General features: G+C 68.5%; 28 protein-coding genes and 1 pseudogene. 10 read left to right on the forward strand and 19 right to left on the reverse strand.

The features are described 5' to 3' along the window. From E1288_RS29770 to E1288_RS29800, 7 genes are all read right to left on the reverse strand, one after another. Positions 1-800 (reverse strand): hypothetical protein (locus E1288_RS29770; protein WP_207954630.1); only part of this gene is annotated, 800 nt, incomplete at its 3' end. 124 nt (positions 801-924) lie between these two features. Beyond that, positions 925-1,722 carry a hypothetical protein gene (locus E1288_RS29775; protein ID WP_132490883.1) on the reverse strand — a complete coding sequence of 266 codons (798 nt, stop codon included), beginning with the start codon at positions 1,720-1,722 and terminating at the stop codon, positions 925-927. Positions 1,723-1,825: 103 nt separating this feature from the next. After that, the gene (locus E1288_RS29780; RefSeq protein ID WP_132490886.1) at positions 1,826-2,122 is read right to left on the reverse strand and encodes a WXG100 family type VII secretion target; all 297 of its coding nucleotides are present in this window, start codon (positions 2,120-2,122) and stop codon (positions 1,826-1,828) included. Positions 2,123-2,155: 33 nt separating this feature from the next. Continuing rightward, positions 2,156-2,479, reverse strand: a complete 324-nt coding sequence (locus tag E1288_RS29785) for a WXG100 family type VII secretion target (protein WP_132490889.1) — start codon at positions 2,477-2,479, stop codon at positions 2,156-2,158. 537 nt (positions 2,480-3,016) lie between these two features. Further along, positions 3,017-4,255: a hypothetical protein gene (locus E1288_RS29790; protein ID WP_132490892.1), complete on the reverse strand. Its 1,239-nt coding sequence runs from the start codon at positions 4,253-4,255 to the stop codon at positions 3,017-3,019. 347 nt (positions 4,256-4,602) lie between these two features. Further along, complete coding sequence (locus tag E1288_RS29795) at positions 4,603-4,956, reverse strand: hypothetical protein (protein WP_132490895.1); 354 nt, start codon at positions 4,954-4,956, stop codon at positions 4,603-4,605. Between the two features lie 274 nt (positions 4,957-5,230). Next, on the reverse strand, positions 5,231-5,839 hold the full coding sequence (locus tag E1288_RS29800; RefSeq protein ID WP_235883884.1) for a MerR family transcriptional regulator: 609 nt from the start codon (positions 5,837-5,839) through the stop codon (positions 5,231-5,233). Between the two features lie 147 nt (positions 5,840-5,986). Between E1288_RS29800 and E1288_RS29805 the strand changes: the two genes are divergently transcribed. Further along, positions 5,987-6,886, forward strand: a complete 900-nt coding sequence (locus E1288_RS29805) for a LysR family transcriptional regulator (protein ID WP_132490898.1) — start codon at positions 5,987-5,989, stop codon at positions 6,884-6,886. A gap of 119 nt (positions 6,887-7,005) precedes the next feature. On the opposite strand, the gene E1288_RS29810 is transcribed toward E1288_RS29805, so the two are convergent. Next, a complete protein-coding gene (locus E1288_RS29810; protein ID WP_132490901.1) occupies positions 7,006-7,734 on the reverse strand; it encodes an SDR family NAD(P)-dependent oxidoreductase in 729 nt (242 codons plus the stop codon). A gap of 223 nt (positions 7,735-7,957) precedes the next feature. Then, positions 7,958-8,752, reverse strand: coding sequence for an SDR family oxidoreductase (locus E1288_RS29815; RefSeq protein WP_132490904.1), 795 nt, complete (start codon positions 8,750-8,752; stop codon positions 7,958-7,960). A 355-nt stretch (positions 8,753-9,107) separates the two neighbouring features. On the opposite strand from E1288_RS29815, the gene E1288_RS50155 reads away from it, so the two are divergent. Next, positions 9,108-9,587: an amidase family protein gene (locus tag E1288_RS50155; protein WP_165968315.1), complete on the forward strand. Its 480-nt coding sequence runs from the start codon at positions 9,108-9,110 to the stop codon at positions 9,585-9,587. A 169-nt stretch (positions 9,588-9,756) separates the two neighbouring features. Here the strand turns inward: E1288_RS50155 and E1288_RS29825 are convergent, their stop codons facing one another. Together E1288_RS29825 and E1288_RS29830 are read right to left on the reverse strand one after the other, a co-directional pair. Continuing rightward, positions 9,757-10,197, reverse strand: coding sequence for an ester cyclase (locus tag E1288_RS29825; protein WP_132490907.1), 441 nt, complete (start codon positions 10,195-10,197; stop codon positions 9,757-9,759). A gap of 78 nt (positions 10,198-10,275) precedes the next feature. Further along, the gene (locus tag E1288_RS29830; protein WP_132490910.1) at positions 10,276-10,782 is read right to left on the reverse strand and encodes a carboxymuconolactone decarboxylase family protein; all 507 of its coding nucleotides are present in this window, start codon (positions 10,780-10,782) and stop codon (positions 10,276-10,278) included. 163 nt (positions 10,783-10,945) lie between these two features. Between E1288_RS29830 and sigJ the strand changes: the two genes are divergently transcribed. Together sigJ and E1288_RS29840 are read left to right on the forward strand one after the other, a co-directional pair. Next, positions 10,946-11,869, forward strand: coding sequence for an RNA polymerase sigma factor SigJ (sigJ, locus tag E1288_RS29835; protein ID WP_132490913.1), 924 nt, complete (start codon positions 10,946-10,948; stop codon positions 11,867-11,869). Positions 11,870-12,070: 201 nt separating this feature from the next. Then, positions 12,071-15,067: an arabinosyltransferase domain-containing protein gene (locus E1288_RS29840; protein ID WP_132490916.1), complete on the forward strand. Its 2,997-nt coding sequence runs from the start codon at positions 12,071-12,073 to the stop codon at positions 15,065-15,067. Between the two features lie 69 nt (positions 15,068-15,136). On the opposite strand, the gene E1288_RS29845 is transcribed toward E1288_RS29840, so the two are convergent. Then, positions 15,137-16,366 carry a trans-sulfuration enzyme family protein gene (locus tag E1288_RS29845; protein WP_132490919.1) on the reverse strand — a complete coding sequence of 410 codons (1,230 nt, stop codon included), beginning with the start codon at positions 16,364-16,366 and terminating at the stop codon, positions 15,137-15,139. 99 nt (positions 16,367-16,465) lie between these two features. On the opposite strand from E1288_RS29845, the gene E1288_RS29850 reads away from it, so the two are divergent. After that, a complete protein-coding gene (locus E1288_RS29850; RefSeq protein ID WP_132490922.1) occupies positions 16,466-16,969 on the forward strand; it encodes an Lrp/AsnC family transcriptional regulator in 504 nt (167 codons plus the stop codon). Between the two features lie 156 nt (positions 16,970-17,125). After that, a complete protein-coding gene (locus tag E1288_RS29855) occupies positions 17,126-18,535 on the forward strand; it encodes an endoglycoceramidase I (RefSeq protein ID WP_132490925.1) in 1,410 nt (469 codons plus the stop codon). Between the two features lie 44 nt (positions 18,536-18,579). Here the strand turns inward: E1288_RS29855 and E1288_RS29860 are convergent, their stop codons facing one another. Beyond that, the gene (locus E1288_RS29860; protein WP_132490928.1) at positions 18,580-19,164 is read right to left on the reverse strand and encodes an O-methyltransferase; all 585 of its coding nucleotides are present in this window, start codon (positions 19,162-19,164) and stop codon (positions 18,580-18,582) included. A 214-nt stretch (positions 19,165-19,378) separates the two neighbouring features. Here E1288_RS29860 and E1288_RS29865 point away from each other — a divergent pair, with 214 nt between their 5' ends. Continuing rightward, on the forward strand, positions 19,379-20,029 hold the full coding sequence (locus E1288_RS29865) for a GntR family transcriptional regulator (protein ID WP_132490931.1): 651 nt from the start codon (positions 19,379-19,381) through the stop codon (positions 20,027-20,029). A gap of 168 nt (positions 20,030-20,197) precedes the next feature. Here E1288_RS29865 and E1288_RS29870 read toward each other — a convergent pair whose 3' ends face one another. Further along, positions 20,198-20,530 carry an amino acid kinase family protein gene (locus E1288_RS29870; protein WP_328592503.1) on the reverse strand — a complete coding sequence of 111 codons (333 nt, stop codon included), beginning with the start codon at positions 20,528-20,530 and terminating at the stop codon, positions 20,198-20,200. A gap of 30 nt (positions 20,531-20,560) precedes the next feature. On the opposite strand from E1288_RS29870, the gene E1288_RS47240 reads away from it, so the two are divergent. Next, positions 20,561-20,716 (forward strand): hypothetical protein, encoded by a 156-nt coding sequence (locus E1288_RS47240; RefSeq protein ID WP_165968316.1) that lies wholly within the window; start codon positions 20,561-20,563, stop codon positions 20,714-20,716. A 184-nt stretch (positions 20,717-20,900) separates the two neighbouring features. Here E1288_RS47240 and E1288_RS29875 read toward each other — a convergent pair whose 3' ends face one another. Both E1288_RS29875 and E1288_RS29880 read right to left on the reverse strand, forming a co-directional pair. After that, positions 20,901-21,089 carry a 2Fe-2S iron-sulfur cluster-binding protein gene (locus tag E1288_RS29875; protein ID WP_408014069.1) on the reverse strand — a complete coding sequence of 63 codons (189 nt, stop codon included), beginning with the start codon at positions 21,087-21,089 and terminating at the stop codon, positions 20,901-20,903. Between the two features lie 82 nt (positions 21,090-21,171). Continuing rightward, positions 21,172-21,720, reverse strand: a pseudogene (locus tag E1288_RS29880) (MSMEG_1061 family FMN-dependent PPOX-type flavoprotein); the annotation flags it as partial. 66 nt (positions 21,721-21,786) lie between these two features. Between E1288_RS29880 and E1288_RS29885 the strand changes: the two are divergent. After that, a complete protein-coding gene (locus tag E1288_RS29885) occupies positions 21,787-22,410 on the forward strand; it encodes a TetR/AcrR family transcriptional regulator (protein WP_132490934.1) in 624 nt (207 codons plus the stop codon). Positions 22,411-22,447: 37 nt separating this feature from the next. On the opposite strand, the gene E1288_RS29890 is transcribed toward E1288_RS29885, so the two are convergent. Beyond that, positions 22,448-23,731, reverse strand: coding sequence for a hypothetical protein (locus E1288_RS29890; protein WP_235883886.1), 1,284 nt, complete (start codon positions 23,729-23,731; stop codon positions 22,448-22,450). Between the two features lie 216 nt (positions 23,732-23,947). Here E1288_RS29890 and E1288_RS29895 point away from each other — a divergent pair, with 216 nt between their 5' ends. Then, entirely contained in the window at positions 23,948-24,490 is a 543-nt protein-coding gene (locus E1288_RS29895; RefSeq protein ID WP_132490937.1) for a cysteine hydrolase family protein, read from the forward strand. A 207-nt stretch (positions 24,491-24,697) separates the two neighbouring features. Here E1288_RS29895 and E1288_RS29900 read toward each other — a convergent pair whose 3' ends face one another. Then, positions 24,698-25,360, reverse strand: a complete 663-nt coding sequence (locus tag E1288_RS29900) for an SGNH/GDSL hydrolase family protein (RefSeq protein ID WP_132490940.1) — start codon at positions 25,358-25,360, stop codon at positions 24,698-24,700. A 59-nt stretch (positions 25,361-25,419) separates the two neighbouring features. Continuing rightward, a complete protein-coding gene (locus E1288_RS49065; RefSeq protein ID WP_235883894.1) occupies positions 25,420-25,884 on the reverse strand; it encodes an aromatic-ring hydroxylase C-terminal domain-containing protein in 465 nt (154 codons plus the stop codon). Positions 25,885-25,984 lie beyond the last annotated feature (100 nt).

Consider the following 25,984-nt stretch of genomic DNA (forward strand, 5'->3'; position numbering starts at 1 on the left):
CTCTTCGGCGGCGGCGGATTCTTCGGCGGTGGCGGCGGGGGTGGGCCGCCCTTCTTGTCGATGGGCGGCGGCTTCTCGCCGCTTCCGCCCGGCGGCACCGGCGTCGTGGTCCGGACTTGGTCGACGGTGACGCCGTAGTTGTCCGCGAGCTTCTTGATGGGCTTCTGCATCTCGATGTTCATGGCCTTGACGACTTCTTCGTCGTCACTGACCTTGACCAACCCGTTGTCCATCACGTCCGCCACGCCGCGCCATCTCGCCACCTGGGCGTAGTGCTGGTCGATCTGGTTCACCGCGTCGCGGGCCCAGGCCAGCCAACGACCGTTGTCGTACAGCTTCGACGGGACCGGGTGCACCGTGTCCGGGCCGCCCAGCCGGTCGGCGTTGTCCTTGATGTTGTTGGCCAGGGTCTGGATCTTGGCCAGGAACACGCCGGCCGCCTGGCCCTTCCAGGAGCCGTGCTCCCCGGCGACCGCGTTCGCCTGGGCCTCCAGGTTCTTGGCGACGGCGTGCATGGTCTCCTGAATGTGCAGGAAGGCATTGCCCGCCGCGTACAGCGTGTTGGGATCGACCTCGTGCCAAGCCTGTTCCCACAGGGCGTCGCTCGACAGGGCGGCACCGCCCCACAGCGCGGCCTTGATCTGCTTCCAATCCCAGGCTCTGAAATCCTCGTCTTTTCCGTCTTGGTAGGGCGCCTTGTGGTTGATGAACACCGCGTGCTCGTCGATTTCGTCCTTCCGGAAGACGTCCGCGTCGTAATCGCCGAACTTCAGCCTTTCGTTCTCTTCCGACTCAGCCATCGACCATCACGCTCCCTAGAAGACCAAACCAAGATCAGAATTCAGCGCCCGTACGCCACCGGCAGGCCCCGCCACGGCCCGGCCAGCGCGCCAGAACCGCCGTCCACCACCGGCACCGGGCCCGCTACTTCGAGCGCGAGCTCGAGTCGATGAAGCCGAACGAGTCCCGCATCACCTTGTTGAGCTTGTCGGTGGTGAGCTTGTTCAGCTCTTCGGTGCTGTCGTAGTCGACGATCAGCTTCCGGACCTCGTCCCGGACGTTCGCCAGCGCGATGTCCAGCCCGTCCATGTAGTTGCGCACGTTGCTCTTCAGGCCGGGATCCTTCTCACCGGTGCCCATGATCTTGTCCCGCAGCTTGAAGGCGACGTTGAACCCGCCGGGCAGGACGTTCACCTCGTCGGTCTTCTTCTTGGATTTGCCGATCATGACGCGCAGTGCTTCCACATTGTCGGCGAACACCGCGAGGGCCTTGGTGTTGACGCTGATGACACCGTCGCCGCCCTTCTTCTTGTCGCCGCCATCGCCCGGCACCTTGGGAACGTCGCCCACCGGGGTTTTCTCAGTTCCCGGAATGTCGGAGGGGCCGTCCTTGTGATAGTCCTTCCCGTCCTGCGGGCCGTCGTCCCAGTCCGGCGGGGGGATGTCCTCCGCCTTGGTTTCGTCGTTGAAGATCGGGTCGTTCTCGTGCTTGTCGGAAACGTCGAGGTACTTCTTCCACGCCGCGTCGGTCTCCGAGAACCCGCCCGACGAGTCCGGGTTGAGCGCGACCATGCTCCCGTACGCGTGCAGGTACTTCCGGTCCTGATCCGTGAGCCAGCCGTGATCGACGAAGGCGTCGATCTTCGACCAGTCGGCGACCTTGGTGTCCTTCCAGGCGTCGCTCGCCAGGTAGTAGTCGAGCCCCTTCAATTCTTCGGCCATTGCGAACCTCCCTTTCTTCAGAACCTGTCGCGGATCTCAGCCGCGAACGGCCGCCGGAGAAGTCCGAAACCTCCCCGGCGGCCGAACCGCGGATCGCGGCAGGTCAGCGGCTGCCGTCCCAGATCTGCTTGGCCCGCTGCTCGGTGGTGCCGTAGTTGTCCGAGATGGAGAGCAGGGTCTGCCGCCCCGACTCCAGGTAGACCGGCATCTGATCGGCCTGCTGGTTCCATTCCAATTTGGCCGCCCGGTAGGCCTCCTGGGCGACACCGGACCAGTCCGCGAGGGTCGCCTCGACCTGGGCCTCCATTTCCGAGAGCGCGCTCCGGACGCGGCCGTTGACCGCGTTCATCTCGTCGAGGGTCATGTCCGCGACGTTGAAGTCGAACCTGTAGTCGGACAATCTCTTCTCCTTACGATTCGGGAGGGATGTGCGTCAGACGCCGGGCAGGGCGCTGGCGAAGGACTGGGCGGTGTTGGCCGCGTCGTCCTCGGACGCCACGTAGTCCTTCGTGTTGACGCCCATCACGTCCATCATGTTGATCAGCTTGTTGATGATCGTCTGGAACGAACGCTCCCAGTTGTCCATGGCGGCGTTGAAGTTCCTCGACGCGGTACCGGTCCAGCTGCCCTGGAGGCTCGCCATCATCGAGTTGATGCGCCCCAATTCCTGGGTGAACTCGGTGGCCCGGTCGCTGAAAATCTGCGCAGCCTGCTGCATTCCCGGCTGCGACGTCTGCACCTGCGGAAAGTTTGCCATTCAGGAACTCCTCCGGTCTCTGTTGGACCCGCGGTCACGCGCCGGACCGGCCGACTCACGGGCGCGGGCACCTGTCAAGTCTCCCGCCGGGTTCGCCGCGCGCCCAGCCGATCCGGTACGCCCCTTCCCGAAAGGCAGGCAGCCTTGCCCGTTCCGGCACGCCGGGGTTTTCCAGATCACCTCGAGCCCCCGAACGGGCAAACCCGAGGCCACCGAAGGCAATCCGACGAGCAGCCCGCGTTTCCGCGGGTCGTTTCAGATCCGGGCGCGAGCCCGTGCGAGACGTGGCCGCACGAGGCGCAGGGCGCCGTTTTCGCGCGAAACCGGCGCCTCGCGTGAGGGCAGGGCGCCGTTTTCGCGCGAAAACGGCGCCAGGTACCGGGCTCCGGATGAGCACACACGCTGGCGCGAAGAGTTACGAATGGGACATTCCGGTATCGCACAACATTTTCGCGGAGCCGGATTTACCAGGGCCGCGCGGGTGCAGTTCCGATCGGAACTGCACGCCGAGCAGCGTTGCACCCGCGGCGGGGTGCGTCATTTCGTGGGGAAGACCCCGCCGAGGTCGCTCTCCCAGCCCACCCACGGGCCGCTGGCGGGGATCGCCTGGTAGGTCTGCTCCATGCCGCCCCGCTTGCTGATCCCGTAGACGGCCAACCTGCCCTGCGAATCCTGGGCCGAGGACACCAGCTTGGCGATGCTGCCGCCGTGGTCGTGCCACTCGCTCCACACCGCGCGATCCGGCAGCTGGAAGATCTCCTCCACGGTGCCGTTGACGGTCAACACGTGCACGACCACGCAGCCCTTGGGATCTGCGACGGCCAACGGTCGCCCCGTCAGCTGGCCGCCCCGGCTCTGCCAGCCCCGCCAGGTGTCCGACGCAGCGCTCAACTCGACGTTGTCGAGCAGCGAGCCGTCCACAGTGAGCGAGAAGACCCGCAGGCTGCCCTGGTCGTCCATGGCCACCGCGGGAGGCCCGGTCGTGGTGCCGCCCAGGCTCCGCGGGGCGTTCCACTCGTCGACGGCGAGCCCGGCCTGCGCCATCGTCCGCAGCTGACGGTCCGGTCCGGCCGCGAAGATGCGCAACTTCCCCTTGGAATCCCGGAAGAGCGCGGGATCGTGGGCCGCCGGCATCGGAAGGCTCCGCCACTCGGTCCAGGTGCTGCCCCCGGGCTGGGTCTGCTGGGCCGTCCACAGCGACCCATCGGCGGCCCGGGCCACCACGACCAGCTTGCCCACGGCGTCCTGCGCCACGGCGGGCATTCCCACGAGGTTCATGCCACCGAGCACGCGCCAGTTCGCCACCGCGCCGGTACTCGGCTTCACCTGGTAGTTCTCCATCAGGGCGCCGTTGGTGCCGATGGCGAAGGCCACCAGCTCGCCATCCGCGTTCGTCGCGATGACCGGGTCCCCCGCGGCGCTTCCGCCCAGGTTGACCCACCCGGTGGTGGCCGATCCCGAGGACGGGGCGACCTGGGTACTGCTCAGCACCTCGTGGTTCTGCCCCCTCGCCACCACCACCAGGCGCCCCGCCTTGTCCAGGCGGGCCGATGTCGCGGGCAGCGGGGAGATCTGCGTCGGCTGGGCCGCGTACGTCCCCGTCTCGAAGGGGAGCTGGATGCCTGCGGGGTCGTCCGTGTTGATCCAGGGCGGGCGCTCTCCGCCCAAGGCCTGGCTGAACACCACGACCGGGGCCGCGATCAGCACCAGCCCGCCGAGACCGGCCAGCACCAGCAGCTTCTGGTCCTTGCGCCGATCCACCCTCTTGATGGGCATGGTCGGCTGGTCGTAGACCGAGGGGAACCCCTGATTCGCACCGGATTCGGCAGGTTTCGACGAGCCACGGTTGTCGGACGGGTGATCCGATCGGCCGCCAGCCGAGAACAAACGCACCTGCCACCCCCATCCTGTCAAGAGGCCATCGCTGATTCCCACACTATCGGGAATGACCTTGGGGCAGAATGCACCCCCGCGCACCGACTTGGTGTACAGACGTACATGATTTCAGCACCCCGGAGCACACCCGCGGCCCGGCGCTGCAGGGCCGGAATCGGCCCCGGAAAACGACTGCGCCGTTGCCGCGGTTCGCGGCAACGGCGCAGTTCGGCCTTCGACCGGTCCCGTCAGAACGGGTAGAAGCTCGGCCCGTCGACGGTGGCGATGTTCAGGCCCGCACGACCGTCGTAGGTGACCGACCCGATGACGCCGTCACTGTTGGCGTTGACGATGTCCACCCGCTCCGGGCCGTTGCCGCCGTAGTTGAAGTCCTGGCACTCGCCACTGCGGACGACGAAGGTGGAGAAACCGCCGCGCTCCGGGAACGTCGCGTAGGAGTCGTAGGACCCCTTGGAGCACAGCTTGAAGACGCCCGGGGTGGCGGCCTGCGCGGTGCCGAACGTCCCCATGGTGAGCGCGGCGCCCGCCGCGACGGCGAGGGCGATTCCCCGACCCGTCCAACGCTTGGTGGCCTGCTGCATCAAGTGTTCCTTTCAGCGGTTTTCGCTTGCAGAACAAGTCAACCAAGCGCGGGACCGATTGGCCGCGATCCGCTGCGCGCCGATGACGTCCGGGTAAAGGCGCTGCCCGATCACGCCGGGAAAGTGAACCTCGCGCGGACGTGGATCGTGTACCAGGTTGGGACCACAAGGTTTCCGCCGATGACACCGGCGCGGAGTCCAATGTGGCCAGCCTACCGTCCCGGCGCCTCACTGCTTTCCACATCGGACGACCGCTGACCGATCAGGGTCGCCCTCACGAGGAAGTGCGGTCTCCCTCGAGAATCGCGTTGACGCGCCGCAGGACGTCGATCTGGGCCGGGTTGTACAACTCGACCAACCCCTGGACTACGACCGACATGGTGAAGGCCTCGCCCCGGGGGGCCGTTGCCCCCGCATCTTCCAGCGACGGGTGGTCCTGGTACTGCCGGCGGATCTCGGGGGCGTAGCGTTCGGCCAGCTGCTGCCGGGCGTCCTCGCTCGCGTCCGCGGGCAGGGCATCGAACTCCGAATCGACCGGGGTGCGGGGAGCGGTGTGCAGCTCCCGCAGGGCTGCCATCGTCGCGGGCCCGAAGACCCGGGAGAAGATCAGCAGGAGGGCTCGATCGGCGGCAGGCAGGTCGGCGGCGCTCGCGTCGAAACCCGGCGGGAGGTCGGCCATGGCCCGATGCCGGAGGACCACCGCCAGTTCCTCCCGCATCCGTTGCTGTCGTTCGATGCTCGCCGCCAGCTCGGCATCGAGGGAGCGGAGCGCCTGGTCCGCGCTCTCGTCCGACTCGTCCATCGCGGCGATGTCGGAGAGCGGCACGCCCAGGACCAGTGCCGAGCCGCTGGGTTGCCTGATGTCGCCGGCATTGGAAACCATGCCCCAAGGGCATGGTCAAGCACCAACCCTCACGTCGCTTCTCGGCTCTTCATGACCCGGACATGGAGTAAACGCGCCGCCTCCCGTGTTGTCGCACTTGTTTCGACGATTGGACCGCGGTCCACCGCACAGAGGGGACGGGAGCCGATGAGCCTTCGTCAGTACGAGTACGCCCTGGCCGTTGCCGAGGAGGGCTCGGTGACGGCGGCGGCGGAACTGCTGCACGTCGCTCAACCATCGGTGTCCCAGCAAATCCGCAGCTTGGAACGGGAACTCGGGGTGCAACTGTTCGCCCGCACGCCGACCGGACTGGTGCCCACCGTGGTCGGCCGCGCGTTCCTGCGGGAGGCGGAGGTCGCGGTGAGCGCGTCGCGGCGGGCGAGGGCGACGGCGCGGGCCGGTGCCGATGAGCTGGTGGGCGAGCTGCTGGTCGCGGCGCAGATGGGCCTGGGCACGCGGCAACTGCCGAGCGCGCTGGCCGCGCTGCGCCGCCGCTTCCCGCGGCTGGAGGTCACCGTATTCGAGGAGCCGAACCCCGCCGAGCTGGAGCGGCTGGGGCGTCGGGGCGTGCTGGACCTCGTCCTGGCGGCCGCGCCGTGCGACGAGGGCGCCGCCGACGCCCACCACCTCGGCGACGAGGAGTTCGTCGTGGTGCTGGGCGCCGGGCACCGGCTGCTCACCGCGGACCGGGTCGAGCTGCGCGAACTGGAGGGCGAGCCGTGGGTGAGGTTCGACCGCGACAGCGCGCTCGACGGCGTGCTGAGGGACGTGCTGCAGGACAACGAGCTGACCCCGACCACGGTCGCCCGCGTGTCCCAGACGGCGACCGCCGTGCGCTGGGCCGCCCACGGGCTGGGGGTGACGCTCGTCCCGGCCTCCGCGGTGCCGCCGGGACACGAGCACTTCGCGCGCCCGGTGTTCCCGGTCGTGTCCCAGCCCGTCCTCGCCGCGGTCCGGCGCGGCGCGGGCCCGGCGGAGACCGCCCTGCTCGAACTCCTGCGTCAAGAGACCTGGCACAAATCCACTTTCTTCGCACCGGTGTCCTGACGGCGGAGAAGGAAGCGGGCGCCGCTGAATTCTTTGTCGAAACCGGCGCCATCCACGACGAGATTGCTCCCGGTCGGCCAGCTCGCCCGGTCGGACACTGCGAGGTCCATTCGTCGCCGCTAGACGACGGTGCCGCCGGCGTCGACGTGGATCGTAGTGCCGGTGATGTAGCTGGCACGAGGAGAAGCGAGGAAGTAGATCGCCTCGGCGATCTCGTGCGCCTCGGCCGTCCGCTTGATCCCCAAGCCCTTGGCCACGTCCTCGATGCCCTCGCCCCATTCGGCCAGCACGCCTTCGGTGCGGGTCGGACCGGGAGCGACGCTGTTGACCCGTACGCCGCCATCGGCGAACTCCGCCGCCCAAGTGCGGGTCAGCGAGGCCAGCGCGGCTTTGGATGCACCGTAGACCGAGGCGCCGGGGAAGCCCTTGAACGCCGCAAGTGTGGTGACGTTGACGATGCTGCCCTCGCCCTTCTCGAGCATGTGCGGCACGAGCGCGGCGACCAGGAAGTAGGCACCGCGCACGTTGGTGTCGAAGACCCGTTCGTAGCCCGCCACGCTCTGCTCGACGGTGAGCGAGGTGGGGAAGGCGCCCGCGTTGTTGACGAGGATGTCGACCGGACCGCTCTGGCGGCCCAGTTCGGCGACCGAGTCCAAGTCGGCCAAGTCAGCCGGGATGAATCGGATCACGCCGTCCTCCTGCGCGGCGTGCACAGCGTTCTTGCCGCGCTGGACGTCGCGGCCGGTGATGACGACTTCCGCACCCGCGCGGGCCAGCAATCGAGTGGCCTCCAGACCGATGCCAGAAGTGCCGCCGGTGACCAGCGCGGTCTTGCCCTGCAATTCCATGCCGTGTGACCTTTCGTGATGCCTCGTTGGCGTTGGGACCAACCGTCAACGCTCGACCGCTATTGCGATCGAGGGCCCCGGCGGAGACGGCCCTGCTCGAACTCCTGCGTCAAGAGACTGGCGCGAGTCCGCTTCCTTCTGACCGGTGTCCTGACGACTGAGAAGGAAGCGGACGTCGCTCAATTCTTCTTGCCGAAACCGGCGTTCCGGAATTCCGTCGGCGTCAGCCCCTGTGGAATTCGCCGCCGTCCACGACGAGACTGCTCCCGGTCAGCCAGCTCGCCCGGTCGGACACGAGGAACAGCACCGCGTTGGCGATGTCCTCGGGCTGACCATCGCGCCCCAGCGGCACGATGCTGTTGGTGTCGCTCGGCGCCGCGGTGTTGTTCTGGTCCGGCGCCGCATCCATCTGCGCCCACTGCTCCCGCGTCGCTTCGCCGCCAGGGGTGGCGGTCCTGCCAGGAGACACAGTGTTGACCCGGATTCCGAACGGGGCCAGTTCCGAGGCCAGTCCCCGGCTGTAGTTCTCCAGCGCCGCCTTCGCCGCCGTGTAGTGCAAGAACGGCGCTACCGGGGTGGGGACCGCGGCCGAGGAGACGTGCACGATCATCCCCGAACGCCGTTCCCGCATCCCCGGTGTCAGCAGCGAGTCCAGCCGCACCGACGCCAGGAGGTTCAGGTCCAGCGCGTCCTGCCACTCCTCGTCAGGGATGGCCGAGCTGCCCTTGTGCGGTCGCGCCCCACCCGCGTTGTGGACCACGATGTCCACCCCGCCGAGCGTCTCCTGCGCGGCTGCGGCGAGCGCCTCCGCTCCAGCCCGTGTCCGCACGTCGGCCTGTACGAAGGTGGCCCTCTCCGGCACCGTGCTCGTCGCCGACCTGGCGGTCGCGAGCACCTCGGCGCCCGCGTCCAGGAGCTGGCGCACGACGGCCGCTCCGATTCCTCGAGAACCACCCGTGACCAGGGCTCGCTTTCCCGCGAGTTCCCGCTTTCCCGATCCGTTCTCAATCGTGGTCATGCCACCGGTCCTCTCGATTGCGTGATCATCGGCTCGACGAAAGAAGGATCGACGTGCGCAGCGCGCGAATCTTCGAAGAAATTGCGGCGGGCACCTCGTCGAGCTGTTTCACGCTACGTCCGGAAAAGAACGAGAGGCAAAGACGAAAAGTCAGCAGCCGCCATAGAGAATCCCTATGGCGCCCCGACTCCATCCGCCAATGACCGGCGCAGGAAGCGGATCGAAGCGACTGCCCGAGGAAGGAGCGACCTGCTCGGCAGTCCTCGTCACGAGGCAAGGCGGATTGCCAGGGCGATGAGCGCCAGCAGGCCCGTGGCCATGAGCGCAGCACTCGCGACTGCCCACAGGTCCCGCAATGTGGTCTGCCGGCGTCGCCATTCCCGGAAGCTGGTGGTGCTGGCCGCCCAAACCAGGCACAGCGCGACTGCCAGGACGGCGCCGAGTCGCCGCGACCGCAGGCCTGGCGACGCTCGCCCACGGCGGCGACTTCGGCGGCTCGGTCCGCACCCCGGCTTCGTTCTGCGGCCACATCGGCTACCGCCCCACACCCGGACTCATCCCCGGCCCCACCAATCCCCTGGTCCTCGCCTGCACCTTCCTGATCTCCCTCGTCGGGTTCCCCGCGATCTCCATTCCCGCCACGTGGACCGATAGCGGCCTGCCCATCGGCGTGCAACTCGTTGCCCGCCCGGCGAAGACGAACTCCTCCTCGACGCCGCGCAGCGGCTCGAGACCATCAGCGGCTTCCACCACCGCTGGCCCGACGAGACCGCCTGGTCGGGAACGCCGCGATGACCACTCCTGCCACCGACGGCCCCGCCTCCGCGCTCGCTGATCACGGGGCTCGCGCCCGGCGGCGCAGGGGCGGCGGCCTGCTGGCGTGCTTGGTGATCATCGCGGCGAACGGCGCCGCTGCCGTTCAGGCCGGCAAGGTGCCCGGCGCGATCCCGCTGATCCGCTGGATAGAACTGTGCGCTCGCTGCCGTTGGGCGCAGGAGTTTCTCCTAGAACTCTCCGGGAATCGCGCCGAGCTGTCGCAGCTGCGCGAAGACGTCTACGACTCCCCGGATCTCGACGATCCGGCTGCTGGCGAAGCGGACGATGAAGATCTCGTTGTACGTGACGGTTTTTCCGGTGGGCGGGAGGCCCCGGTACTCGCCCAGGTGGGTCCCGGTCACCGTGTTCCGGAACACGACCTTGTCCCCCTCTGCGACCATTTCCTCGACCGCGACGTGAATGTCGGGGAACGCGCGCAGGAGCACCGCCCACACCTGCTTGAGGGCCTGCGCTCCGCCCGCATCCATCGGCACCGGCGTGTGGAACCGCACGTCCGGCACGACGAGCTCGTCGATCGTCTTCGCGATGATCTCCGCATCACGGGTGTTCATCGCGTCGTGGAAGCGGCGGAACGTCGCCTTGTTGTCGGCTTCCTGGTCCGTTGGCATCTGGTTTCTCCTCAGGTCGAACATTGCGCCGTGTTCGGGGTGGCGCGGTGACCGCGCCTCACCCCGAACCGGTTGGCGTTACTTGCTGTAGTTCGTCCCCGGGGGCCTACCCGGGATCGGCTTGCCGATGAGAGCGACCGGGACGAACAAGCAGAAATGCCCGATCGCCATGGTGAGCGTCCAGAGCGCTAGGTCGTCGTAGTGGGCGGCGGCCTTGGCGAACAGTTCGTCGGAGACGCGCTCCCCGAACGGGTTCGGGGTGAGGACGGCCTCCACGAGTTCCAGTACGACTCGTTCGGCGTCGGTGAAGTAGGGCGCGTCCTGCCAGGTGGCCACGGCGGTGATGCGCTCCTCGGACTCCCCTGCCCTGCGGATGTTTTCGGTTGCTCGAATGGTGTGGTAGGTGCTGCCGACGATCTGCCCGGCTCGGAGCCGCATCAGGCCGACGGTGCTCTGCGGGACCGGACCGTTCCGGGTGGCGTTGAGGACGGCCGCGGAGAGCTTCGCCATCTCGGGGAACTGGTCGGTGAGGTCGGGCAGACGCGACTTGATGTCATCGTGCTGGGTCGTCGTGGGTGTGGACATGGCCAGGTGTTCCTCTCTCGATCCCAGTGGCGCGCTGGACCGCGTCACACCAGTTCGACAACGCCGGACCCCGGAATGTGAGGCGAGGTGGCGATGTCACAGTTCGGCGCGCTGTCTTGTCCTATTGGTGACGACAGCTGCGACCGAGGGAGCCGGCGACACCATGGCCACGCGATCCGAACCCGCGCACTACCGATCCGACCCGAACTTGGGCGCGATCATGAGCGAGCGGCGTCAGCTGATCAACCTCGCCTATCGGCTCCTGGGTTCCTTGGCCGATGCCGAGGATGCCGTCCAGGAAACCTACGCGCGCTGGTACACCCTGTCCCGGGCGGAGCAGGAGGCCATCGCATCCCCCGGCGCCTGGCTGACGAAGGTGGCCAGCCGCATCTGCCTCAACCTGCTCGGCTCGGCGCGCTCCCGGCGGGAGCGCTACGTGGGCGAATGGCTCCCCGAGCCGCTGCCCGAACCCGCGGAGTGGACCGGCGGCATCGTCGACCCGGCCGACCGGGTCACCCTCGACGAGTCGATCAACATGGCCTTCCTCGTCGTGCTCGAGTCGATGACCCCGGCCGAACGCGTCGTGTTCATCCTCCACGACGTCTTCCGCTACGCCTTTCCCGAAGTGGCCGACATCGTCGGCCGAACACCGGCGGCATGCCGCCAACTGGCCACCTCGGCCCGCCGCCGCATCCGCACCGCGCAGGCACCCGCGACCCCGGCAGTCCGGCGAGCCGACATCGTCCGGGACTTCAAGCAGGCCTGGGAAGCCAAGGACATCGACGCCCTCATCGGTCTCCTCGACCCCCGCGTCACGGTGATCGGCGACAGCGGCGGGCTCGCCAGCGCCAGCCGCCACCCGATCGAAGGCGCGCAGCAGATCGCGCGTGGCCTGGTGGGTCTTGCGGCCCGCGCACCCGATGTGACGTTCCTGGAACGAACGGTCAACGGCCAGCCCGGGCTGGTCGCCCGACAACACGGCGTCATCGTGACCGTGTACGCGTTCGGCATCGCAGAAGGGAAGATCAAGAACATCTGGGCCGTGCGAAACCCCGAGAAGCTGCGGCCGTGGAAGTCATCTCGTTGACGCGGACCAGGCTCGTTCTCCTTGCCCGGACACCTGAAGCATGGGTGCACGCGAGGACAGTTCCTGCTGATTTCGCGGGCAGCCTTTCCGGCCTTCGTTTCCTGCTGTCAACTGCGCCGATCATGCTGCAAGATTGACGCACGGGGAATTGCGGCCAAAGGGCGGTCAGTGAACTTCTCCCGTTACCTTTGATCACGAAGAATGAGGCAGAGCTTGGGAGACGTTCCGCCGAGCCGGCACGACCGCGCCCCGCGCGGCAATCGCCGGCTCGCCGCGTTGGCCGGTTTGACGCTCTTGCTCGGGGTGCTCGCCGTGCTCGCGCCGGTGAAGTCGGATGCGCCGCTGGTCACCTGGCCGCGCGCCGGTGACGCGACGCCGTCGACGGTGTTGCCGCTGTCGCCGTACCGGCCGCTGGACTTCACCGCCACGATCCCGTGCGAAGCGCTGCGCACCAGCACCGCAGCCGCGTTGCGCACGCACGCCCCGGGCAACCCCGGCCTGGAAGTGGCCGCGTGGGCAGGGCAAGCACGGTTCCTGGTCGACGGCAGCGAGATCCTCGCCGACCCGCTGCGCGCGACGTGCGAGTACCAGGTGATTGCCGACGCCACCGGAATCCGCGTCTCCCGAGACGGCGCGCTCCTGGTGAACCGGCCGGACCTGCTGCCGCCGCAGGTCTCCGAGCTGTCCACCACGGGTTCGGTCGACGGCCTCGAAGTCGCGCTGCACGCCGACGCGCGCTACGAATCCTCGCCCAGTGCCTTGAAAATCGCGCTCCTGCTGGCACACGCGGCGTGCCTGATCGCGCTGCTGGTGCTCGCATGGCGGCGGTGGCGGGGCCGGCAGTCGATGAGCGTCCTGACGATCCCCCGCTTCGCCGCCGCCGACGCGGTGATGGTGCTGGTCGCTGCGGCGTGGGTACTGCTCGGGCCGGTCAACATGGACGACGGCTGGTACCTGATGATGGCCCGCAACGCGGGCGAATCCGGCTACGTCGGCAACTTCGTCTACATGTTCAACGCGACCGAGAACCCGTTCGTGCTGAGCCAGTACCTGCTCCAGTGGTGGGGCGAGCTCGGCGGCTGGTCGCTCTGGTGGATGCGCCTGGTCCCGATGTTCTGCGGGCTCGCGACCTGGGTGCTGCTGCGCATCGTCTTCGCCACGCTGCTCGGACGTGCGGCCAACCTCCGCGCGGTGCCCTGGGCGCTGCTGGTCGCGCACCTGGTCTGGTTCTTGTCCTACGGCATGTCGCTGCGCCCGGAACCGGTGATCGTGGTCTGCGCGGCGGCGGCGCTGCTCTTCGCGGAGGCCGCCGCCCTGCGGCATTCGATCGGCGCGTTAGCGGTGGCGACGATGTTCGCGGCGCTGGCGATGACCGTCTCGCCGTCCGGCCTGGTCGCCGCCGCTCCCCTGGTGCTGAGCGTGCCGTGGCTGCTGCGCTGGCTGCACCGGCAGCCCTGGTCGGGGCGCGTCGCCGCGGTGTTGCTGGCGGCGGCTTCGGCGACCGTTGTCGTGCCAGTGGGTTTCGCCGACGCGAGCTTGGGCGATGTCCTTGAAGCAACCGACATCCACCGCTGGTACTACCTGTCGTTCCCCTGGTACGAGGAGTTCGAGCACTACAACACGCTGCTGAACACGGCCGGTTGGGCGCGGCGGCTACCGGTGCTGCTGACGTTGGCGATCGTCGGCGTGGTCGCGTTGGCCAGCGGACGTGGGGGTATGGGCCGGGATCCGATCCGCCGCCTGCTGATCACCAGCGCGGTCACCACCGCGATCGCGCTGGTGCTGATCGCGTTCAGCCCGACCAAGTGGGTGAGCCACTTCCACGCGGTGGCCGCCGCTCCGACGGTGCTGCTGGCGGCGGCGCTGCTGCGCTCGCCGTTGCCGCGCCGAGCCGGGCCGGTGGTCGCGGGAGCGAGCCTAGTGCTGGTCATCGGTGCGGTTTCGTTGAGCTTCGCCGGGGACAACTGGTGGATCCCGTTCTCCGACGCCGGGCAGCGCTTCGGCGAACACCTCAACCGGGATTCGCAGACCAACAACCTCGAACCGCACTTCGGTCCGCTCTACCTGCGCAATCCGCTGTTGTGGATCGGCATCGCGGTGGTGGCGTACTCGTGGGCGAAGTGGCGTCGCCGCCGTGGCGAGCCGGTGCGCGTGGGCCCGGACCGCGCGGTGCTGGGTGTTGCGTCGATCGGCTCGGTGCTGCTGCTGGTCGCGTTGTTCTGCTACGCGCCGATCGGGCAGGCACCGGGGTGGACGATCGCACGCTCCGGCGTGCAAACCTTGTTCGGCGATGGCTGCGGCCTGGCCGGCGATGTTCGGGTGCAGCTGCCGTCCGGACGGCTCGGCGCACCGAGCGCGCCGGAACTCGCCGGTGATTTCCAGGTCGGCAACGCGCTGCCGACCAGCCCGTGGCCGGAGCCGGTGACGATCTGGAACACCGATCGTCCGGACGGAACGACGCCGGGCGTCGGTCGGCTGGTCACCGGCTGGTACCCGCTGTCCGGCCCGGGCACGCACGTGACCGTGCCGGTGGCGGGGCTGCTCGCGGGCCAGCGCCTGGAAGTCGAGTTCGCGCGTCCTGGCAGTGTCGTCGCGCAGCAGCTGCACCCGGAGTTGCGCCGATCCGCGTTGCGGGAATGGCAGCAGCTCGCAGTCCCGATCCGGGCGGGCGCGCAGTCGGTGCGGGTCGTCGCGACCGACCAGGTGACCGGGGAAGGTTCGTGGTTGGCCGTCGCGGAACCGAAGACGACCGAATCCCGCCCGATCACCGAACTCACCCGCGGCCGTCCGGTGCTGGCGAACCACATCAATGCGCCGTTGTGGCCCTGCGTCGACCAGGTCGGCATCCGCGACGGCGTCACGGACACGCCGACGGTGCGGCTGACCGCCGACGAAGGGCTGCCGCCGGAGTGGCTGGACAACATCAGTTACCTGGAGTGGGGCGGCGCCTGGACGCAGACGACCCGGGAATGGACGCAGACCCGGCTGGCCGCGGAACTGCCCGGCGGACCGCCCCGACTGCCGTGGGGAAACGTGTTCGTGGTCCGCTACCAGCTCCCGGTGGGCCGCTACGACCTGCGCGTTCCGCAGGAGACTCGGTGGGGTTGGACGCGCCTGCCGACGCTGGCCGACAACGACTACCCGGACATCTCGCGCAACGCAGGCGTTCAGGCGCCCGACGACAGCCACGCCCGGTAAGGCCGGGGCGGAAAGCTGGTGCCCCCGTCGCCGACGCGGAACACGCGTCGCGGGACGGGGTTTCGCCGCTCAGCGCCCTGAGCCAGGTGCTCCGCTGCTCGCGGCCTGCACCAGCCCGCCGGTCGAGGCGGCGGCGAGGGCTTGGTCGAGGTCGGCGCGCAGGTCTTCGACGTCCTCCAGGCCGATGGACAGCCGAAGGATGTCCGCGCCCGGGCGAGCCCCTTCCGGAACCGGGCGGTGCGTCAGCGCCGCGGGATGCTCGATGAGCGAATCCACTCCGCCCAGCGAGACGGCGTGGGTGAACAGCCGAACCCGGTCGGTGACCCGCATCGCGTGCTCGTGACCGCCTGCGAGCCGGATGGAGATCATGGCGCCCGACCCGTTCATCTGGCGTCCGAGGAGACCTGCGCCGTTGCCGTCCAATCCCGGGTAGAAAACCTGTCGGACGCCAGGCTGGAAGCGCAGCCAATCGGCCAGTTCCGCAGCCGTTTCCTGCTGCCTTCGGACGCGGACCGGCAGCGTGGCGAGACCTCGGTGCAACAGGTACCCGGCCATCGGGTGCAGCAGTGCTCCGGTCACCGCACGGACCCGCCGCAGCGCCGCCGACCATCCCGCATCGGCCGCGATCACACCCCCGACCACATCGCCATGACCGCCGAGGTACTTCGTGGCGCTGTGCAGCACCAGGCCCGCGCCGTGCAGGGCGGGTTGCTGGAGCACGGGCGTGGCGAAGGTGTTGTCCACCAACACCGGGCACCCTGCCGCTGCGGTCACGACGGCACCGATGTCGGTGAGCTCCAGGGTGGGATTGGCGGGTGTCTCGACCACCACCAGGCAGGTGTGCCCGGTCACCGCGTCGGCGACCTGGTGCGGTTCGCAGTAGGTGACCTCGACGTCGAGCAACCCCGATGCGAGGAGGTGATCGGTTCCCCCGTACAGCGGCCGCACGGCCACGACGTGGCGGCCGCCGTGTTCGGCCTTGGCGGCCAATACCGATGCCGTCATCGCGGCCATTCCGGAGGAGAACGCCACGGCATCTTCAGTTCGCTCCAGCTGCGCCAACGCCGACTCGAACCGGGCGACCGTCAGGTTCCACAACCGCGCGTACACGGCGCCGCCTTCGGCAAGCGGCCGGCCACCGCCGGCCATGGACTCGTAGGAGGCGCCACCGGCCTCGGAGTCGGGCAGCGGGTTGGTCGATGAGAGGTCGATCGGCGGGGCGTGCACGCCGAGTCGGATCAGGTCTTCCCGGCCTGCGTGGACGGCGATCGAGTCGAAGGAGCGAGCACTCTGGGTCATGCGCCGTAGGATGCAAGAAAACATCGGCGTGAAGCGGAATGGACGAAGGAACCTCGGTCTACGGCGAAATCACCGAAGATCCTGACGGAAGGTGGCGTGGTGAGGGCGGACAGATCGAAGAATTCGCCGGAGCAGGCCGGGCTGGACGCCACCGATCTGGAGATCCTGGCGGAGCTCGCGGCCGACGGCCGCATCACCAACGCCGCGCTGGCCGCGCGGGTCGGTATTGCGGAATCGACCTGCATCCACCGGGTGCGCGCGCTGCGGGAGGCCGGCGTCATCGCGGGGTTCCACGCGCAGCTCGACCTCGCCGCGCTCGGCCTGCCGATCCAGGCGCTCATCAAGGTGCGGCTAGGCAGCCACAATCGCGACGAGGTGCTCAGATTCCACGCCAAGCTCGCGAAGATCCCCGGCATGCTGACCGCGTTCCACGTCGCCGGCGAGGACGACTACCTCCTGCACGTCGCCGTCGCGTCCCCGGAAGTGCTGCGCGATCTGGTCTTGGAACACATCAACGTCCACCGGGCCGTCCGGCAGACCGAGACCCAGCTGGTGTTCAACGTCCTTCCCGGCGCCGGTCCACTGGCCGCCGCCCGGCCTTGAGCACAGCGTTCCGGGCCGGATGACACCGCGTGGCACCTGTGAGCCGAGCAGCCTCACCGGGCCAGGAACCCGGCAAACCGAGGCAGGCACACCCTAGCCAAACGTGAGAACTATTCATATAATCCTGGGTCCGGTGGTGATTCGACAGGAGGCAGCATGTTGCGGTTGCCCAGGTTGTTGCTCGTCCTCGCGCTCGCATCGACCATGGTGGGCGCCGCGGCCCCGGCACAGGCCGCGCCCGCCGATCCCCCGCTGCGCATCGACGGTCGCTGGTTCGTCGACGAGCACAACCGCGTGGTGCTGCTGCACGGCGTGAACAATGTCGACAAGGACGCTCCGTACATCGAGCCCGGTGACGGCTTCACGTTGACCGCGGACGACGCACGGTTGCTGGCTCGGCACGGGTTCAACACCGTTCGGCTCGGGGTGTCCTTCGACGGACTCATGCCTTCCCGAGGCGACGTCGACGAGGCCTACCTCGACCGCCTCGCCGGGGTCATCGACGTGCTGGGGGCGTCCGGGATCCACGTGTTGCTGGACAACCACCAGGACGGACTGAGCAAGAGCTGGAACGGCAACGGTTTTCCGGAGTGGGCCATCGAGGCGCGACCGCAGTCGTGGGAGTCGAACCCGGGATTCCCCCTCTACTACCTGATGCCGAGCATGAACGCGGGCTGGGACGAGGTCTGGCACAACTCCAACGGCGTGGTCGACCACCTCGGTGACGCGCTGGCCGCTCTGGCCGCCCGGGTCGCCGACAAGCCGAACGTGCTCGGCATCGAGCTGCTGAACGAACCGTGGCCCGGAACGGCCTTCCCGACCTGCTTCCCGTTCGGCTGCCCGTTGTTCGACCGCCAGTACCAAGCCGTGCACGAGGATCTGACCGAGCGGATCCGCGAGGTCTCCCCCACCCTGCCGGTGTTCTGGGAACCCAACGTCACCTGGAACCAGACCATGCCGACCCACCTCGCCGAACCGCCGCGGACTCCACCGATCGACGACCCGAACGTCGCGTTCTCCTTCCACGACTACTGCATTATCAGCCAGTCGGCGATCTACCTGGGAATGCCCAAGGAACTGATCGGCATGTGCCCGCTGCAGCACGACATCACCTGGGGCAACGCCGACAAGTTCACCGAACGCACCGGAACACCGGCGCTGCTCACGGAGTTCGGCGACAACGACCCCGCGGTGCTCGGCAACTCGCTGTCGCGTGCCGACGAGCGCTTCATCGGATGGCAGTACTGGCACTACGCGAGCATCAGCGGCCCGGAACCCGAAGAGGACCCGTTCCTCGGTGAGGCCGGACGCCAACTCGTGCGCACCTATCCGCAGGCCACCGCGGGCACACCGGTCTCGATGACCTTCGACCCGGACAGCGGCGCTTTCCGCTACACCTACCGCCCCAACAGCACGGCCCAGACCGAAATCTACGTGTCCGACCTGCACTACCCGGACGGCTACACCGTCTCGGCGGCCGGTGGCGAGGTCACCTCCCCACCCGGAGCACCGATCGTGACCGTGCGGGCGACCGGCAGCGAACCGGTCACGGTGAACATCCGGTAGCGAACCGAGGGCCAGTGGTTCTGGACGAGTCCGCCACCGCTTGGTCACGTGTCCTTCAGGATCAACAGCTCGCCTTTGCCGATCGGGGCCAGGGAGCCGAGGTAGCCGTCCGAGGCCGCGACCAGCCGGTCGAAGTCTTCCAGCTGGTGCGCGTGGGAGATCGCGTTGTCGACGACGATCAGGCAGCCGTCCTTGAGGATCCGCTGCAACGAAGGCCACCAGTCGGCGTACTGGCCACGATCGCTGTCCAGGAAGATGAAGTCGTACTCGCCGGCAGCGCGTGACGCGATGAATCGGCCGGCGTCATCCGCGATCTGCTGAATGCGGGAGCGGAGCCCGGCGCGCTGGAAGTTCTGCTCGGCCATCGCGATCTTGTGCGGCGCTCGTTCAATTGTCGTGACCGTGCCGTCCTCACCCACCGCGTCGGCGAGCCACAGCGTCGAGTAGCCGTTCGACGTCCCGATCTCCAGCACGTTCTTGCACTTGCCGACCTTGACGAGCAACGCGAGGAACTTGCCGGTGTCGTGGGTGATGTTCAGCAGCTTCCGGCTTCGGTCGCCGGTCGCCGCATCGTTGGTCTCGCCGAATTCTTCCAACTCCCGCAGCAGCTCGGTCAGCCCTTTTTCCACGTTGCTCCCTCTCCTCGTTCCACGGCGCCTCACCAGGCCCCCGTCGAGTATTCCTCGGCCGAGGGGTGGAGATCGCATAGCTCGGCCATCCGGCGGGTCCTCGCTACGACGCCCTGAGCGACCCGCCGGCGACATGTCGTTGCGGCGCAAGGAAACTGCTGTGACCGGTGCGGCGAATGTGGTGGCATCTCCCGGAGATGGAAGAATGCCGGTCATGGCAGTTGCAGGTGACGAGCCGGAATCGGCCCGAGTCGTCCGACACATCCGCGACGAGATCCTCGACGGCATCCGGAAGCCGGGGAGCAAGCTCGTCGAGCGCGACCTGGCCAATGAGCTGGGCGTGAGCCGGGTGCCGGTTCGCGACGCGTTGAAGACGCTCGTGGCCGAGGGCCTCGTGACGCCCCGGCCTCGGACCTGGGCGGTCGTGCGGGAGTTCACGCCCACCGACATCGCCGACATCAACGAGGTTCGTTCCGCGTTGGAGGTGCTCACGTTCAAGCTCGCCGCGCAGCGCCACACCCGCGAGGGCCTGGCCCGGCTCCGCGCCGCGCTGGATGCCGAGTTCGAGGCGGCACGCGTCGACAACGCCATCGCCGCGCGCCGGTCGGCGGCGGACTTCCACGAGATCGTCACCGAGCTGGCGGGAAACCACCTGCTGAACGAGCTCGGGCAGACGATGCGCAGCCGGATCCGGTGGTTGCTGGTCCAGCACGACGATCTGATGCGCGTGGCCGAGGAACACCGGACGCTGTACGACGCGATCGCTCAGCGGAACGTGGCGCTGGTCGGCGAACTCGTGCTCGATCACATGGAGACCGGGCGATACCTACACGGCACCCATGACGCGGCGGCACGGCCTGAATGAGGTTTTCCAACCTCGTTTTGGGTGGCGGTGCGGGTAGCGGAACCTCAGACGCTCCCTGGACTGTGGGTGCCCCTCCTTATGTATGTCCAATGAAAAAGGCGGAATCGAGCTGACCCGACCGGGGACCCGGTCTCCTCCTTCGCGGCCCGGACCCCCGCTTCGTCGTTCCTAGGCGTAGACGATGCCTTCGGCCACGTCGCCGCGGATCTCGGTGCCGACCTTGCGGGCCAGCAGATCGTCGAGCCGGTCGAGCGGGCCGATCAGCGCGCGTCCACCGGCCCGCGCCACGCGGATCGCGGCGTCGACCTTCGGCTTCATCGAGCCTTCGGCGAACGCGAGGGCCGAGATCGCGTCGGCCGAGGCGGTGAGGATGTTGCGCTGCTCGGGCGTTCCCCAGTTCTCGCTGACGAAGTCGCCGTCGGTGAGCATGATCAGCGTGTCCGCTTCGAGCTCGGCGGCCAGCGCGGCGCTCGCGAGGTCCTTGTCGACCACCGCCTGCATGCCCGCCGTGCCGACCGCGGCGGACCGGACATGTTCACGCTGGCCGGCGGCCTGCTCGCGATCGTCATCGCCGGGGGTCTGCTGCTCGGCTTCGGCGGCGACGTGCAGTGGCTGCTCGCGGCGTCCGCGGTCGCGATCGGCATCGTCATGCTGATCGCCTCGTTCCGAACCCGCCGAAACACCTGAACCAGCGGTCCCGAGGTCCTCTGAACCGCAATTTCAATGGAAATCGAAGGTCCGATTTCCATTGAAATTGCGGAAGTTGTCCACAGGAGTCGGCGTGTCGGGGTGTGACACGCCGATGGTCCGCAACGTCAGTCAGAGGTCGGGTCAGACCCACCAGACGGCGTCACCACGAACATCATCAATGTCAGAGGTCGATGGTGAGGCCGGACGACAGCGCGCGGGAGACGCAGCAGTACATGCGACCGGGCGGCGCGCCGATGTCATCGCGATGCTCCGGCTCCCCGTCGATGACGACGACCTCGCAACTGCCGCAAACCCCTTCGCGGCAGCCAGACGGTATCTGATACCCCGCGTGGTTCAGCGCGTTCAACATGGACTCCCCCGCGCGCGAGCATGTTTTCCAGCACCGCCGGATCGACGTCGGCCCCCATCTGCTCGGCGGCCATCTCGCCCGCCGACGGCAACTCCTCGGCCAGGGCCTGGCTCGCGGGATCCCACAGCCGAGACCGGATCAGCGCGCGTCCGCAGTGGAAGAAGACCTCCGCCACCTCCACGACGAGCGCCAGCTCCGCGTCCTTGCCCTCGGTCTGCATCCGGGCGAGCACGGCCGGTTCGTCGGTGGGATACGCACGACCGTTGACGCGCAACACCTCCCGCACCCCGGGGACGACGAACATCAGCCCGATCCCGTCGTTCTCGGCGAGATTGCGGAACGAGTCGGCGAGCTTGTTGCCCGGCCGGTCGGGAATCGCGAGCGTGCGCTCGTCGAGCACCTTGACGAATCCCGGGTAGTCGCCGCGCGGTGAGCAGTCGGGCAGGCCGGTCGCATCCGACGTGGCCATCGCCAGGAATGGGGAATGGGCGATGAAGCGGCGAAAATGCCGGTCGATGCGGTCGTGGACCTTGGCCTTGATCAGGGCCTCGGGCTCCCCGAGCCGGGCGCGGACCTCCTCGAAGGAGACCCGGCGCGGGCGAGTCTCGCTGACGCGATCAGTGCTGGTCATGGCACAATTATGAGCAATTATTCGGTTTGCGCGCTACTCGCTTTCGCGCCGGTTCGCAGGGGTGCCATGACGTCGGAGCAGCGCCGGCTCCAGCCGCGCAAACAGCCGCGCCAGGTCCGGGCCGAGCTGACCCGGCAGCGCATCCTCACCGCCGCTGCTCACATTTTCGCCGAGCACGGCTACGCCGCGGGCACCACGAACCGGATTGCCGAGCGGGCGCGGATCTCGATCGGCTCGCTGTACCAGTACTACCCGAACAAGGACGCGATCCTGGCCGAGCTGCTGACCCGCCACCTCGACGGCGACAGGGCCACCGAAACGCTCCGCCGGCACAAGGACCTGCCGGAGTCGCTCGAGGACATCATCCGGACGTTCGTGCGAGCGGTGATCGAGAACCACCTCGACGACCCGCAGTTGCTGCGGATCATGATCGAGCAGGCGCCCCGCTCCGGCGAGTTGCTGGAGCGGGTTACCCGGCAGGAGTGGGAGATGGTCGGTGGCCTGCGGGACCTGTTCGACCGCCACGCGGAAGTCCGGGTCCAGGACAAGGACACGGCCGCCCGGCTCGTGGCGTCCACTGTGGAGCTGACCGTGCACCAGCTCATCGCCGCGCCCGGCTCGGTCGACACCACACGACTGGAGAACGAGCTCGTGGCGATGATCACCGGCTACCTCCGCACGGCCCGGTGAAGCCGGCCTGGTTCAACGGCGCCTCATGGCGCGCGTTTCATCCGCCGTGCGGGAGGCTCCACAAGTGGAGTGCGGTCCGGTCTTCGGCCCCGGTGTACCAGGTGCCGCGCCCCGCCGAGCGGGGAGAACCCGAGACGGGGAAGGGATAGTCGATCCGGCCGCGCAGGGTCATCGTGCGCGCGTCGACGAGCCAATGGCCGGGAACTCCCGCGGCGTTCTCGATCCCGGCCACGATGGTGTCGTCGTCCGGGAACGCCGCCTCGTAGGCCCAGCAGGGACGGTCGTCGCCGCTCTGCGGCACCGCCTCCGCAGCGTTCAGCCGCCCCAGTTCCACGCCATCCTCCGCCCGGCGCAAGTAGAGGGCCCACTGCCCCGGATCCGTCGCGACGAGGTGCTCCCCGGACGGGCTCGCCGCGAGGAAGACCTCCTCGACGAACCGCTGGATGCTGAACTTCGCGCCGTCCCAGTGCCCCCACAGCACGGGCGAATCCTCGTCGCCCTCACCGACGGTCAGCGCCATGTACGCGGGATCCGGGTGCGGGGAGTGGAAGGAGCCCGATCCCACGGTCATCGTCTCGGCACGGGCCAGCACTCTGCCGTCGGCGGGATCGAGGATCAGCCACTCCTCCTCGACGTCCTCTCCCGCGTAGTTGCGGACGTGGGCCCACAGGAGCTCGCCGTCCGAGGAAAAGGCGGCCGATCCGCTGTCGGCATGGCCGTGGTAGTAGTCGTCGGCGTACTCGGCGAACGACGTGTGGGCGTCGGTGCACACCGCAGCCGACCAGCAGCCGTGCCGAACCTCCCACCGCACGGCGCCGGTCGGATCCACCGCTTGCAGCGCGTGCACCCCGGCGAACACCGCGAGATCGGCCTCGGGAGAGACCGCCATCGAGCCGAAACGGCGCGGCCACGGCGCCGGGAAGCGAACCACTGCTCCCGGACCGTCCAGGTCACGGACGACCAGTTCGGTGTCCCCGCGCTGCACCAGCAGTTCGCGCCCGGGCCAGTGCCGCACTTCTGGCGCGTCCGCGGACGCCGGGTCCAGCGGAGCATCGACAGTGGCGACGAGACGAGCCGCGTACTGCGCAGCACTCGCTCGAGCGGAATTCGTTGCCATGCCGGTATCTATACATGAACCGCTGGGCGACCGGTACGTCGTGCGAGCCGGATCGGGCAGCCCGGCTGCCCACTCACGACCGCGCCACAGCGGGATGTCGCCGCGAGCTGCGGCCAGTCGGCGATGCGGCGGCGGGTCGACGGCGTCCGAGATGTCGCACTCGACGGCTTCGCGGAGCTGGCGGGCTTCGGGCTCAAGCCGCACGCGGTCGAGACGTGGAAGCCGGCACCACGACGATTGTCCGGGCGGAAACCTGGGAATCGCACTGATCAACTCCGTCGGCGGCCCCTGCTTCGCTGGGACCATCGCGACCGGTAGCTTCAGCTGTGCACTGTTGACCATCGCGATCACCACGGCCGCCGGGCCGGCCGTCCCGTTCACCGCGGGGCGCCGGATAGGGCGGCTGGACAGGAGCCTGTCGTGACCACCGCACTGATCATCGGCGACGTCCAGCGGGGCATCACGAGCAGCTACCCGTTCGCCAGGCAGGTCATCCCGCCGCTCACCGAACTGCTCCCGCGCGCCCGCGCGGCCGGTGCTCTCGTCGTGTTCGTGCGCTTCGCCGTCCGGGGCAACGGGGCCGACTTGCCGCCGGGCAACGCGATGTTCAGGACGTTCTACGAAGCCGGGGACACCTTCCACGAGGGATCGGCCGGAACCGAGGTCGATCTGCCGGTCGCCGACGAGGACGTCGTCGTGCTGAAGCGCCGCGCCAGCGCGTTCGCCGGCACAGATCTGGACCTCGTGCTCCGCGCCGGCGGCGTCGACACTCTCGCGATCGCCGGAGTCGCGACCAGCGCAATGGTGGCTGCGACGTGCTACGACGCGGCGGACCGCGGCTACGAAGTGACCGTGCTGCGGGACGGTTGCGCCGACGACGATCCGGCAATGCACGACTTCTTCATGGACGCCGTCTTCCCCAGTCGGGGATTCGAGGTCGTGCCCTGCGCCGGTTGGTCGTAGAACTCCGCTCCGGGCCGGGGAAGCAGGGACGGTTCCTTGTCGAGCCCGGCACGGCCGCCGTTCGCGGTGCACAGGAGTCCGAGCGTTGCCGGGTCCACCTCGACCCAGCCGGTTCGGTAACGCTGCGCGGTCGGTGAGCGATTGCTCCTGCCTGCATCGGCGAAACGCCTTGCGATCGCCGGTGTCGCGTGCGATCGCAAGGCGCGGTCACGCGACCAGGCGCAGCCAGGCCGCCGCGAGTGCGGCGTGACCGGCCGGCGTCGGGTGCACGCCGTCCGCGGCCCAGTACTCCGGCCCGGTCGTCGCGGCGAGCTCGGCGAACATGCCGTCTGCGGCAAGCAGGTTCGCGCCGTACTTGCGGGCGAGCTCGCGCACCACCCGGATCTTCGGGTTCAGGTCGGCGCGCCACTCCTTTCGCTCCTCCTCCCCGATGAGCGCGACACCGGCCTCGACGACGCCGTGGATCGGTAGGAGGAACGGCTCGATGAGGATCAGCTCCGTGCCCGCCGCGGCGAGGGGCGCGAGCAAGCGGTCATAACCCGCTTCGAACTCCTCCACGGGAATCACGTACCCCTCCGGATCCAGCATGTGCCAGCCCATGTCGTTGACCCCGACGAGGATCGACACCACGTCCGGGCGCGCGTCGAGCACGTCCGCCTGGCAGCGGGCTTCGAGGTCCATCACCTTGTTGCCGCCGATTCCGGTGTTCAGCCAGGTCACTGGGCGGTCCGGATGCCGGAGGCCCCACTCGCCCGCGATGCGCAGCGGGTAGCCGAACCCGAGGCCGTCTTCGCTGTCCAGCCGTTGGCAGTCGGTGATCGAATCGCCGGTGAACACCACGGTGCTCCCCGGTCGGAGGGTGATCGTCATGCGTACTCCTCGAAATCGGTTCGGGGGAAGGAAGATTCACCGGGGAAATGGAGCGCTGCTCAGCCTTCCGGAGTGCCGAACCACTGGTTCGCGGCCCGCTCGAACGCTTTCCGGTCGAAGTCGCGATCGCCTGCCCAGGCGACGATGCCGTCCGGCCGGACGAGCACGGCGCCCAATCCGAGGTCGTTCTTCGCCGCCCCGGCCGCATAACGCAGCCGGCTCTCCCGGCCCGTCGCCGAATCGCGCAGGCGGCGGTCGGTGCTGAAATCCAGCACGACGCCTCGTCCGTCCTGCATCAGGTCGCCGAGGCGAGTGCCGTCTCCGAAACGGAAGTCCGGGGCGTTGCGGCCGACCAGCGGCTGCTCGCTGCCGAGGTCGTAGCGGATCGCCGAGCCCGACACCTTCTCGAACACGTAGGTCGTTCCGGCCCGGGTCCCGATCAGGTCGCGGATCAGTCCTTGGACCGCCTGGCCATGCGGATCCGGCCGCATGGCCACCGCCTGGGCGCGCGTCCAGTCGAGCACCCAGGCAGCGATCGGATGGCGCTCGCGGGTGTAGGTGTCGAGCAGCCCGCGTCGGCGTCAGGTTGATCCCAGGTCGCAGCTTCTCGGGATCGGCGACCGT

The sequence above is a fragment of the Saccharopolyspora elongata genome (genome assembly GCF_004348985.1).
Classification (GTDB): Bacteria; Actinomycetota; Actinomycetes; order Mycobacteriales; family Pseudonocardiaceae; genus Saccharopolyspora; species Saccharopolyspora elongata.